General features: G+C 69.7%; 10 protein-coding genes. 6 read left to right on the plus strand and 4 right to left on the minus strand.

The features are described from left to right. The first annotated feature begins 33 nt into the window (after positions 1-33). The 5 genes from prpB (at position 34) to pulA (ending at position 9902) form a co-directional block, all read left to right on the plus strand. Positions 34-933: a methylisocitrate lyase gene (gene prpB, locus B1729_RS12865; RefSeq protein ID WP_163633081.1), complete on the plus strand. Its 900-nt coding sequence runs from the start codon at positions 34-36 to the stop codon at positions 931-933. Between the two features lie 103 nt (positions 934-1036). Continuing rightward, positions 1037-2227 carry a bifunctional 2-methylcitrate synthase/citrate synthase gene (locus tag B1729_RS12870; RefSeq protein WP_163633083.1) on the plus strand — a complete coding sequence of 397 codons (1191 nt, stop codon included), beginning with the start codon at positions 1037-1039 and terminating at the stop codon, positions 2225-2227. Between the two features lie 4 nt (positions 2228-2231). Then, positions 2232-2684: a hotdog fold thioesterase gene (locus B1729_RS12875; protein ID WP_163620108.1), complete on the plus strand. Its 453-nt coding sequence runs from the start codon at positions 2232-2234 to the stop codon at positions 2682-2684. Positions 2685-2794: 110 nt separating this feature from the next. Beyond that, on the plus strand, positions 2795-3973 hold the full coding sequence (locus B1729_RS12880; RefSeq protein ID WP_163633085.1) for a thiolase family protein: 1179 nt from the start codon (positions 2795-2797) through the stop codon (positions 3971-3973). A gap of 196 nt (positions 3974-4169) precedes the next feature. Further along, a complete protein-coding gene (pulA, locus tag B1729_RS12885; RefSeq protein WP_163633087.1) occupies positions 4170-9902 on the plus strand; it encodes a pullulanase-type alpha-1,6-glucosidase in 5733 nt (1910 codons plus the stop codon). Positions 9903-9950: 48 nt separating this feature from the next. On the opposite strand, the gene B1729_RS12890 is transcribed toward pulA, so the two are convergent. From B1729_RS12890 to B1729_RS12905, 4 genes are all read right to left on the minus strand, one after another. After that, the gene (locus tag B1729_RS12890; protein WP_163620103.1) at positions 9951-10382 is read right to left on the minus strand and encodes a hypothetical protein; all 432 of its coding nucleotides are present in this window, start codon (positions 10380-10382) and stop codon (positions 9951-9953) included. Then, a complete protein-coding gene (locus tag B1729_RS12895; protein WP_163633089.1) occupies positions 10379-10726 on the minus strand; it encodes a hypothetical protein in 348 nt (115 codons plus the stop codon). The genes B1729_RS12890 and B1729_RS12895 overlap by 4 nt, the downstream gene beginning before the upstream one ends. A gap of 15 nt (positions 10727-10741) precedes the next feature. After that, a complete protein-coding gene (locus tag B1729_RS12900) occupies positions 10742-11110 on the minus strand; it encodes a VOC family protein (RefSeq protein WP_163620099.1) in 369 nt (122 codons plus the stop codon). 68 nt (positions 11111-11178) lie between these two features. Next, positions 11179-11355: a hypothetical protein gene (locus B1729_RS12905; RefSeq protein WP_163620097.1), complete on the minus strand. Its 177-nt coding sequence runs from the start codon at positions 11353-11355 to the stop codon at positions 11179-11181. 200 nt (positions 11356-11555) lie between these two features. Between B1729_RS12905 and B1729_RS12910 the strand changes: the two genes are divergently transcribed. Further along, positions 11556-11948: a YciI family protein gene (locus B1729_RS12910; RefSeq protein WP_163620095.1), complete on the plus strand. Its 393-nt coding sequence runs from the start codon at positions 11556-11558 to the stop codon at positions 11946-11948. Positions 11949-12021 lie beyond the last annotated feature (73 nt).

The raw sequence follows: 12021 nt of genomic DNA on the forward strand, positions 1-12021 counted from the left end.
GACGAAACGCCCCGAGCCGACGAGGAACGTCTGATGCTGTACTCACAGGTACCCGCGCACGAGAAGCGGCGGCTGTTCCGCGAGCGGCTCGCGACCGGCGAGCTGCTGCGTTTCCCCGGGGCGTTCAACCCCCTCAGCGCGCGGCTCATCGAGCGCAAGGGGTTCGAGGGCGTCTACATCTCGGGCGCGGTGCTCAGCGCCGACCTCGGCCTGCCCGACATCGGCCTCACGACCCTCACCGAGGTGGCGGCCCGCGGTCAGCAGATCGCGCGCATGACCGACCTGCCGGCGGTCATCGACGCCGACACCGGGTTCGGCGAGCCGATGAACGTCGCCCGCACGATCCAGACGCTCGAGGACGCCGGCCTCGCGGGAACGCACATCGAGGACCAGATCAACCCGAAGCGCTGCGGCCACCTCGACGGCAAGTCCGTCGTCGACGAGGACACCGCGATCAAGCGCATCCGCGCCGCGGCCGACGCGCGGCGCGACCCGAACTTCCTCATCATGGCGCGCACCGACATCCGGGCTGTCGAGGGGATGGATGCCGCGACCCGGCGCGCGAAGGCCCTCGTCGACGCGGGGGCCGATGCCATCTTCCCCGAGGCGATGCGGACGCTCGAGGAGTTCGCCGCGATCCGCGCCGCCGTGGACGTGCCGATCCTCGCCAACATGACCGAGTTCGGCAAGTCCGACCTCTTCTCGGTGGACCAGCTTCGCGACGTCGGCGTCAACATTGTGATCTGGCCGGTGTCGCTCCTGCGCATCGCGATGGGTGCGGCATCCCGTGCACTCGATACGCTCGTCGAAGACGGACACCTCACCGCGAAGCTGGGTGAGATGCAGCACCGGGGCGACCTCTACGACCTCATCGACTACGAGCAGTACAACCACTTCGACCAGGACGTCTTCAACTTCCAGATCGAGCGCTGATCATGTCCCGAACTCCGCGTTGCATGTCCCGATTTCGGTCACTCCCGCACCCGCGGAACGACCGATTTCGGGACATGCCGCACTCCGAAGGAGAGCAGTCATCATGACCGAACCCGACATCAAGAAGGGGCTCGCCGGAGTCGTCGTCGACTACACGGCGGTCTCGAAGGTCAACCCCGACACGAACTCGCTGCTGTATCGCGGGTATCCGGTGCAGGAGCTCGCGGCGACGCAGTCGTTCGAGGCCGTCGCCTACCTGCTGTGGCACGGCGACCTGCCGACCGAGGTGCAGCTGGCGCAGCTGCGCGCCACCGAGCGGGCCTACCGTCACCTCCCGGCTGATGTGCGTGCCGCGATCGACCTCGTGCCGATCGACGCGCACCCGATGGACGAGGTGCGCACGGCCGTGAGCCTCATCGGCGCCCGCGACCTCGCGGGCACCGGCTCGGTGCTCGAGGTGAGCGGCAGCGCGGAGGAGAACCTGGCGCGCAGCGTCCGCCTGTTCGCCGTGCTCCCCGCGATCGTCGCGTACGGGCAGCGCCGCCGGCGCGGCCAGCAGCCGCTCGCGCCGCGCGACGACCTCGACTACGCCGCCAACTTCCTGTGGATGACGTTCGGCGAGGAGGCCGACGACGTCGTCGTCGACGCGTTCAACCGCTCGATGGTCCTGTACGCCGAGCACTCCTTCAACGCCTCGACGTTCACCGGCCGCGTGATCGCCTCGACGCTGAGCGACCTCTACTCCGCGGTGGTGGGCGCGATCGGCGCGCTCAAGGGACCGCTGCACGGCGGCGCCAACGAGGCCGTGCTCCACATCTTCGACGAGATCGGCACCGCCGAGAACGTCGGGCCGTGGCTCGATGAGGCGCTCGCCGAGAAGCGCAAGATCATGGGCTTCGGCCACCGCGTCTACAAGCGCGGCGACTCGCGCGTGCCGACGATGAAGGCGGCACTCGACACCCTGGTCGAGCACTACGACCGGCCGGATGTCGCGGCGCTCTACGACACCCTCGAGTCGGAGTTCGTCTCGCGCAAGGGCATCTACCCGAATCTCGACTACCCGTCCGGACCGGCGTACAGCCTCATGGGCTTCGACACGCTGACGTTCACGCCGCTGTTCGTGGCGGCGCGCGTCACCGGCTGGACCGCGCACATCATGGAGCAGCTCGCCTCCAACGCGCTCATCCGCCCGCTGTCGGCGTACAACGGCCCCGACGAGCGCCACATCGACGGCTACGTTCCGGATGCCGCGACTCTCGCCGCCGCCGAGCGCGACGAGGAATCTGAGGGCTGACCCGGTGACCCTGTGGCACGGTGCGGATGCCGTCGACCTCGGCGCGATGGCCGCGGGAACGCTCATCGAGAACCTCGGCATCGAGATCGTCGAGATCCGCGACGACGCCCTCGTGGGACGGATGCCGGTGGACCACCGCACGGTGCAGCCCGCGGGTGTGCTTCACGGCGGCGCCTCCGTCGCGCTCGCCGAGACCCTGGCGTCGTGGGCGGGCTACCTCGCCGTGGATCGCGAGCGGTTCCACGTCGTCGGGCAGGAGATCAACGCGAACCACATCCGCCCGATCTCGTCGGGCTGGGTGACGGCGACCGTGACGCCGGTGAACATCGGCCGGCGCGTGCACGTGTGGGAGATCCGCATCGTCGACGCCGCCGGCAAGCTCGTGTGCATCTCGCGCTGCACCCTCGCCGTCATCGAGCAGCGCAGCACCTACGCGACGCCGGATACCCGCGGCTGATGACGGATGCCGCGGGCCGCGCTGATCGCCACCCGCAACCCGCGGCTGATCACGGATGCCGCGGCCCGCGGCACCTGGCACAGATTTAGGCTCTTGAGCAGGAGGTCGCCATGCCACAGGCCGTCATCGTAGACGTCGTCCGCACTCCGTCCGGGCGCGGCAAGCCGGGCGGCGCGCTGAGCGCGGTGCACCCGGTCGACCTCGTCGCCGGAATGCTCACCGCGCTGCTCGACCGCAGCGGCCTGGAGTCGCGGCAGATCGACGACGTGCTGATGGGCTGCGTCAGTCAGATCGGCGACCAGTCCCTCAACGTCGCTCGGCAGGCCGTGCTCGCCGCCGGCTTCGACGAGACCGTGCCGGCCGCGACGATCGACCGTCAGTGCGGGTCGAGTCAGCAGGCCGCGCATTTCGCGGCGCAGGGCGTGATCGCCGGCGCGTACGACATCGTGATCGCGGCCGGCGTCGAATCGATGAGCCGGGTGCCGCTCGGCTCGTCGGCCCACGGCGGCACCGTGTCGGATGGCGTCGCCCGCCGCTACCCCGAGGGCCTCGTGAACCAGGGCGTGTCGGCGGAGCTCATCGCGCAGCGATGGGGCTTCAGCCGCGAGGAGCTCGACGCGTTCTCGGCCGAGTCGCATCGGCGGGCGGCGGATGCCTGGACTCGCGGTGCCTTCGACTCGCAGGTCCTTCCGGTGCTCGCCGACGCCGCCGACGCAGTCGCGTTCGACGAGACGGTCCGGGCCGGAACAACGGTGGAGTCGCTGTCCGGCCTGAAGCCCGCCTTCCGCACCGACGCGCTCGCCGCGCGGTTCCCCGACGTCGACTGGCGCATCACCGCGGGTAATTCCTCGCCGCTCACGGATGCGGCATCCGCTGTCCTGATCATGAGCGAGGAGAAGGCGGCCGAGCTGGGGCTGACGCCTCGGGCGCGCTTCCACTCGTTCGCGGTGGTCGGCGATGACCCGATGATGATGTTGACCGGACCGATCCCGGCGACGAAGCGCATCCTCGAGCGCAGCGGCCTCGGCATCGACGACCTCGACGCATACGAGGTGAACGAGGCGTTCGCCTCGGTGCCGCTGGCGTGGCAGCGCGAGCTCGGCGCCGACCCGGCGAAGCTGAACGGCTGGGGCGGCGCGATCGCGCTCGGGCACGCCGTCGGCGCGTCGGGCACGCGTCTGCTCGGCACGCTCGTGGCCCAGCTCGAGGCGACCGGCGGGCGCTACGGCCTGCAGACGATGTGCGAGGGCGGCGGCATGGCCAACGCGACCATCATCGAGCGCCTGTAGCGGCACGGCTTCCGATGCACCGGGTGCAAGCGGTTGCGAGAATCGCCACTGAACGGACGCCTCGGCCCGCGGCATCCGCTGCATGAAAGCGTTCTCATGATGTAAGCGCTTGCAGTTCGCGGGAGTCCGCTGCTAGTGTCGGCCGCACATTGCGCCATCCAGGCACGTCGCCGTGCCGCCTCATCCAGGAGCTCCTGTGTCGAAGTCGACCTCAGCCCGTGCCCGCATCCTCGCCGCAGCCCTCACCGCAGCAGCGCTCATCGTGACCGGGGGAGCGGTCGCGATCGCCCCTGCTGCCGCCGCCGAGCGCACCTTCGCGCTGGCCGGCAGCCTGCAGTCGGAGCTGGGCTGCCCCGACGACTGGCAGCCCGCCTGCGCGGCGACCGAACTCGCACCGACCGAAACGGCGAACATCTACGCCACCGAGTTCGAGGTGCCCGCCGGGTCGTACGAGTACAAGGTCGCCGTGAACGACGCGTGGGACGAGTCGTACGGGCTGAACGGCGGCGGCGACAACATCCCGCTGACCGTGGCCGGTCCCGCGACGCTGCGCTTCGTGTTCGACGACACCACCCACCGCGTCGGCGTCGAGGTGAAGAGCCTGCGCGCGGGGTACACCGCCGACGACGACGCCCTCGTCGCCGCTCCGGTGCGACAGCCCGGCAGCCAGGAGCAGTTCTACTTCGTCATGACCGACCGCTTCGCCGACGGCGACGCGTCGAACAACGAGGGCGGGCTCACGGGCGACCGACTGGCGACGGGGTACGACCCGACCGACAAGGGCTTCTACACGGGCGGTGACATCGCCGGCCTCCGCCAGAAGCTCGACTACATCGACGGCCTGGGCACGACGGCGATCTGGCTGACCCCGAGCTTCAAGAACAAGCCCGTGCAGGGCGAGGGCGTGAACGCGAGCGCCGGCTACCACGGGTACTGGATCACCGACTTCACGCAGATCGACCCGCACCTCGGCACGAACGCCGAGCTTCAGGCCCTCATCGAAGAAGCGCATGCGAAGGGCATCAAGGTCTACTTCGACATCATCACGAACCACACGGCCGACGTGATCGACTACGCCGAGGGCCAGTACTCCTACATCGACAAGGCGACGAGCCCGTACACGGATGCCGCCGGCACGGCGTTCGACCCCGCCACCCACGCCGGCACCGGCTCGTTCCCGACCCTCGACCCGGCGACCTCGTTCCCGTACACGCCGAAGTTCGCCCCGGGCGACGAGGACGCGAAGACCCCGGCCTGGCTGAACGACCCCACGCTGTACCACAACCGCGGCAACTCGACCTGGACGGGCGAGTCCGTCACGTACGGCGACTTCGACGGTCTCGACGACCTCATGACGGAGCATCCGACGGTCGTGAACGGGTTCGTCGACGTGTATCAGGACTGGATCGACCTCGGCATCGACGGCTTCCGCATCGACACCGCCAAGCACGTGAACTTCGAGTTCTGGGAGCAGTGGACCACCGAGGTGCTCGACTACGCCCGCGAGGAGAAGGGCAAGACCGACTTCTTCATGTTCGGCGAGGTGTACGACGCCGATCCGGTCAAGCTCTCGCCGTACGTCCGCGACACCGACATGTCGAGCGTGCTCGACTTCACCTTCCAGTCGTCGGCCGTCAGCTTCGCGTCGGGCAACAGCGCGAAGGGACTGCAGAGCCTCTACGCCGGCGACGACTGGTACACGACGCCCGACTCGTCGGCGACGGCCCTGCCGACGTTCCTCGGCAACCACGACATGGGCCGTGTCGGCTACATGCTGCAGTCGACGCCGAACGCCTTCGAGCGCGACCTGCTCGCGCACGACCTGATGTTCCTCGGCCGCGGCCAGCCCGTCGTCTACTACGGCGACGAGCAGGGCTTCGCGGGCACCGGCGGCGACAAGGACGCCCGCCAGACGATGTTCGCGACGCAGGTCGCCGCGTACCAGAACCAGAACCTCATCACGGGTGCCACCGCAGGCTCCGTCGACCGCTACGACGCCTCGGCGCCGATCTACGAGCGGGTCGCCGACCTCGCCGCGCTGCGCGAAGCGCACCCGGCGCTCGTCACCGGTGCCCAGATCGAGCGCTACGCCGACAGCGGCGCCGGCGTCTACGCCTTCTCGCGGGTGGACCGCGAGGAGAAGGTGGAGTACCTGGTCGCCCTCAACAACACCGCCTCCGACAAGACGGTGAACCTGACGACGCTCACCGACGGCGCGTCGTTCGCGCCGGTGTACGGCACGACGAACGGGATCTCGACGGATGCCGCGGCCGCGGCATCCGTCACCGTCCCGGCTCTGTCGGCCGTCGTCTACCGCGCCGACCGGCCCGTGACCGCGCCCGAGGCGCCGCTCGCGGTCAGCGTGTCGGTGCCCGGCGCCGGCGCCGCGATGACCGGCTCGGCGCCGGTCTCGGCCGTTGTCGACGACTCGACCTGGACCGAGACGAGCTTCGCGTGGCGTGTCGTCGGCTCGGACGAATGGCACAAGCTGGGCACGGCGGAGGACACCGATCCCCGCGTGTTCCACACGGTGGGCGATCTCGCCGACGGCACGCTCGTGGAGTACCGCGCCGTGACGACGGATGCCGCCGGAGCGCACGCCGCCGCGTCGACCTACGCCTCGGTCGGCAACGCCGTGACGCTGGACGTGCCGGAGGAGCCGGAGTCGCCGATCTCGATGGTGACGGTGCCCGGCAGCCTCAACTCCGAGATGGGCTGCGCGGGCGACTGGGCTCCGGGCTGCGAGGCCGCGAAGCTCACGCTGCGCGCCGACGGCATCTGGGCCGGCACCTTCGACTTGGAGCCGGGCGACTACGAGTACAAGGCTGCGATCGACGGCTCGTGGACGATCAACTACGGCGCGAACGGCGTGCCCGGCGGATCGAACATCGCCATCACGCACGAGGGCGGCCCGATCTCGTTCTACTTCGACCCGCGGACGAACATCGTGCAGTCGACGGCCGAAGGCCCCATCGTGACGGTCCCGGGCTCGCATCAGAGCGAGAGCGGCTGCGCGGGCGACTGGGCACCGGACTGCCTCGCGAGCCTCATGGCCGACGGCGACAAGGACGGCGTCTACGAGCTGACCCTCGACCTGCCCGCCGGTGCGTACGAGGGCAAGGTCGCGCACGGCATGAGCTGGAGCGAGAACTACGGCGTCGGCGGCGCTCCGGGCGGCTCGAACTACTCGTTCACCGCAGAGGACGGCGTGCCCGTGCTGTTCCGCTACACGATCGCCACCCACGTGCTGCAGATCGGCGACGGGCTTCCCGGCCTCGATGAGGAGCGCGCGCACTGGATCGACGAAGAGACGCTCGCGTGGCCGGCCGACCTGGGCGCCGACCCGGCCGAGGCATCGTGGCAGCTGCACGCGTCGGCTGCGGCATCCCTCGCTCTCGAAGGCGGCGAGGTCACCGGCGGCGACACGACCGACCTCACCCGCGTCGACGGTGATCTCACCGAGGCGCAGCAGGAGCGGTTCCCGGCACTCGCGAGCTACGTCGCACTGCGCGTGGCGGACGACACGGATGCCGCCGCCCTCCTGCGCGGCCAGCTCCTGGTGTCTCAGCGTGATGCCGACGGCACCGTGCGGGCCTTCACCGGCGTGCAGATCCCGGGCGTGCTCGACGACCTCTACGCGGATGCCGTCGCCGACGCCGACCTCGGCGTCACGTTCACGAAGGACAAGCCGACGTTCCGCCTGTGGGCGCCGACCGCCCAGAGCGCGACGCTGCTCACCTGGGACGCTTCGACGGGCTCGGGGACCGGGAGCGGAGACCCCGTGCGTCACGAGGCGACGTGGGACGCGGCATCCGGGATCTGGACCGTCAAGGGCGGGAAGGCCCTGAGGGGCGATGAGTACCTCTGGGAGGTCGTCGTCTACGCGCCCACCACGGGAGCGATCGAGACGAACCAGGTCACCGACCCGTACTCGGTGGCGCTGACGACCAACTCCGAGCGCTCGGTCGCGATCGATCTGGACGACAAGGACTGGCGCCCGAAGGGATGGGAGAAGACGAAGGCTCCCGTCATCGACCGCCCGGTCGACCGTGCGATCTACGAGCTGCACGTGCGCGACTTCTCGATCTCCGACGAGTCGGTGCCCGAGGGCGAACGCGGCACGTATCGGGCGTTCACTCGTGAGAGCGCCGGCACGGCGCAGCTGCGACAGCTCGCGGACGCGGGCATCAACACGGTGCACCTGCTGCCGACGTTCGACATCGCGACGATCCAGGAGGACCGCATCCAGCAGGCGGTGCCCGGCTGCGACCTGGCTTCGATGCCGGCCGACAGCACCGAGCAGCAGGCGTGCATCGAGCCGATCGTCGACGCCGATGGCTTCAACTGGGGCTACGACCCGTACCACTTCTCGGTTCCCGAGGGCTCCTATGCGGTCGACCCGGAGGGTGGCGCGCGCGTCGCGGAGTTCCGCTCGATGGTCGGTGCGCTGCACGGCATGGGACTGCAGGTCGTGCTCGACGAGGTGTTCAACCACACGTCGGCGTCGGGACAGGCCGACACCTCGGTGCTCGACAAGGTCGTGCCCGGCTACTACCAGCGCCTGAACGTCGCCGGCGGCGTCGAGACGTCGACCTGCTGCCAGAACGTGGCGACCGAGCACGAGGTGGCCGAGAAGCTCATGGTCGACTCCGTCGTGCTGTGGGCCCGCGAGTACAAGGTCGACGGCTTCCGCTTCGACCTCATGGGCCACCACTCGAAGGCGAACATGCTCGCGATCCGCGATGCCCTCGACGAGCTCACGCTCAAGAAGGACGGCGTCGACGGGAAGGCGATCTACCTCTACGGCGAGGGCTGGAACTTCGGCGAGGTCGCGAACAACGCCCTCTTCGAGCAGGCCACGCAGGGGCAGCTCGGCGGCACCGGCATCGGCACGTTCACCGACCGCCTCCGCGACGCGGTGCACGGCGGCAGCCCGGTCGACGCCGGCTCGAAGTTCTACCAGGGCTTCGGAACCGGTCTCGCGACCGACCCTAACGGCAGCGACCAGTCGGCGCCCGGTGATCCGTTCGCCGATCTCGCCCACAAGACCGACCTCGTCAAGCTGGGGCTCGCGGGCAACCTGCGCGACTTCTCGTTCACGTCGTCGGACGGCACGCTCAAGGCGGGCGACGAGCTGGACTACAACGGCTCGCCCGCCGGCTACGCGGACCAGCCCGACGAGGTCATCACGTACGTCGACGCGCACGACAACGAGACGCTGTACGACCTGGGCGTCCTCAAGCTGCCGGCCGATACGCCGATGGCCGACCGCGTGCGCATGAACACGCTGTCGCTGGCGACGACGACCTACGCTCAGACCCCGTCGTTCTGGCACGCCGGCACCGAGCTGCTGCGCTCCAAGTCGCTCGACCGCAACAGCTACAACTCGGGCGACTGGTTCAACCGCATCGACTGGACCGGACAGGAGTCGACCTTCGGCTCCGGCCTGCCGCGCGAGGCCGACAACGGCGACCATTGGGACGACCTCCGGCCGCTGCTCGCCGACCCCGCGAACAAGCCGGGCGCGTCCGACATCGCCACGGCCGAGGCATCCGCTCTCGATCTGCTGCGCGTGCGCGATGAGGTGCGCCTGCTGCGTCTCGGGTCCGCCGAGCTCATCGGGCAGAAGGTCTCGTTCCCGAACAGCGGAACGGATGCCGCCCCCGGCGTCATCGTGATGCTCATCGACGACCTGGTCGGCGAGGACGTCGACCCGAAGCTGAAGGGCGCACTCGTGGTGTTCAACGCCGGCCCCGAGGCGACGACGCAGACGGTGGAAGCGCTCGAGGGGCGGAAGTTCTCGCTGGCGCCCGCGCTCGCGGACGGCTCCGACCCGGTCGTCAAGACCACGACCTGGGATGCCGCCAGCGGCACGATCACGGTGCCGGCGCGCACCGCCGTGGTGCTGGTCGAGACCCAGCGCCGCTGACCGTCCGGTGCCCGCCCGCCCAGAGGCGGGCGGGCACCGGGCCGTCGGTTACGGAAGGGGGAGTTCGTACACCTCGTCGTAATCGCGGTAGGTGATCGTGACCGTGATGGGACGGTCGGTCAGCTCGTCGGGAAGCGCGAAGACGTGAGTGGTGGGCGACATGTCGGCCGTGCAGATGTCGTTGGGCGACGGGCCGAACTCGATGTGCACCGCGCCGGCGTCAGCCACCTCCGGCTCGGACGGGACCGGCGGGCAGCTGCCGCTGCCCATGGTGATGACCGCGAACTCGTCGTCGTCGATCCAGCCGGCGGCCGGCTGGCCGGTGAGGGGATCGGGGACGGGGCCGTTCCAGCTGTCGGGGATCCCCTGGACGGTGCTGGCGGCCCCGGATCCGTCGCCGGCGCATCCCGTGACCGCGAACAGGGCGAGTGCCAGTGACGCGATGAGCCCGGCGGTCGCCGGGGAGCGGCGCGGCGTCACAGGCTCAATCGGACGAGAAGCAGGTCAGCGGCGCGCGACATCACACCGAGTTCGTAGGGGACGACGACCAGGGAGATCACGGCGAAGATCGCGATAGTCGCGACGGTCGCGCGGCGGATGATGCGGTCGACCAGCAGCCCCAGGACCGCGGCGATGGCGAGCGTCGCCCCCGCCACGCTCGCGAAGGCCATGCGCACGTACGCCTCGTCATCGGGCGTCGACCAGCTGGTGGTGAGCAGCCCGAGCATCACCGGCACGACGACGAGAGAGGCGACCAGCAGGATGGGGGCCGAGAAGCCTCGCAGGCTCGTGCCGGGCCGGGGCTTCGTCGCGACGTCCGTCATGGCGCGAGCCTAGCGTCAGAGCGAGCTTCCGACGCGGACGAGATTGCCGCTCCGATCGACGACGGCGAACTCGCGCATGCCGTACTCCGTGCTCACCGGCGCGTCGATGCGGCTGCCCGTGGCCGGGTCGGGCTCGACCGCATCCTGCCACTCCTCGAACAGCCGCTGCGCGTCATCCACGTAGAGATAGCACATCGACGACGTGCGGAGTGGATCGACGGACGGATCCTCGCTGAAATGCAGCTCGGCGGTCCCACGGCCGATGATGAGGTACTGCCACTCTTCGGGAGGCGCTCCGCGGTTCTCGAACCCCAGCCTCTCGAAGAAGGCGAGCGTCTCACGCAGGTCGCGGCTGAGGAGGATCGGGACGGCGCGGTCATTCACAGGCGCAGGCTAGCGCGGCGCGGCCCCTTCCCGACAGTGCCGAGAATGCGCGTGGTCAGAGCGCGTGGTCAGAGGGCGTCGAGGACGGCGGGGCCGAACACGGCGACGGCTGCGACGGCGACGCCGGCCGCCGCGACGGCGGCGATCGCGATGACGAGGATGTTGCCGCCGATCGTGAGCAGCAGCGCCACCGCAGGGGACAACTCGCGGTGCCGGGCGACGGGGATGGACGTGGTGCTGGCCATGCTTCGACGCTACGGAGGCGCCGGCCGGGGCGCGTCCCTCGCGAGTCGCATCCTGGTCCGCCGCGAGGATGATGCTCGTGCCGCGATCGCCCGCACTCCGCTGGAAAAAGATTCTCAGGAGAACTGTCGACATCGTCCGACCCCGTGCGACGACCCGAGTGAGGCTGGCGCCCGCCCGCCCGCAACGGAAGGATCAACGCATGAAGTACATGATGTTCGTCGTCACCTCGCTCGAGCCCGACGCCGAATCCGACGAGTCCGACGTCGACCTCTGGGTCGATCCCCTCGACGCCAGCGGCAAGCGCGTCATCGGCGAGGTGCTGGCCCCGCAGACGGAGTCCACCGTCGTGAAGGTGCGCGGGGGCAAGGTGCTGACGGCGCGCGGGCCGTATGTCGAGACCGCCGAGGTCATCTGCGGCTTCGACATCCTCGAGGTCGACAGCCTCGACGAGGCGATCGAGATCGCGTCGCGGCATCCGATGGCCCGCAACGGCCAGCTCGAGCTGCGCCCCTTCATGGTGTGGCCCGACACAGCGCCAGACGACGTTGTCGGATCGTCGGCCCAAGACTCCCGAGCGCACGCGGACGCCTGAGCCGCGGCATCCGGAATCGCGAAAGGGTACATTTCCGCGCGTCGATCGCGCGGAAAATGTACCCTTTCGCGAT

The sequence above is a fragment of the Microbacterium sp. B35-04 genome (assembly GCF_010634885.1).
In the GTDB taxonomy this organism is placed as follows: domain Bacteria; phylum Actinomycetota; class Actinomycetes; order Actinomycetales; family Microbacteriaceae; genus Microbacterium.

What these genes read in the sequence shown, in the direction of transcription:
- B1729_RS12870 (WP_163633083.1), top strand. Translation starts at nt 1,037, where the DNA reads ATGACCGAACCCGACATCAAGAAGGGGCTCGCCGGAGTCGTCGTCGAC.
- B1729_RS12910 (WP_163620095.1), top strand. Translation starts at nt 11,556, where the DNA reads ATGAAGTACATGATGTTCGTCGTCACCTCGCTCGAGCCCGACGCCGAA.
- B1729_RS12895 (WP_163633089.1), bottom strand. Translation starts at nt 10,726, where the DNA reads ATGACGGACGTCGCGACGAAGCCCCGGCCCGGCACGAGCCTGCGAGGC.
- B1729_RS12880 (WP_163633085.1), top strand. Translation starts at nt 2,795, where the DNA reads ATGCCACAGGCCGTCATCGTAGACGTCGTCCGCACTCCGTCCGGGCGC.
- prpB (WP_163633081.1), top strand. Translation starts at nt 34, where the DNA reads ATGCTGTACTCACAGGTACCCGCGCACGAGAAGCGGCGGCTGTTCCGC.
- B1729_RS12905 (WP_163620097.1), bottom strand. Translation starts at nt 11,355, where the DNA reads ATGGCCAGCACCACGTCCATCCCCGTCGCCCGGCACCGCGAGTTGTCC.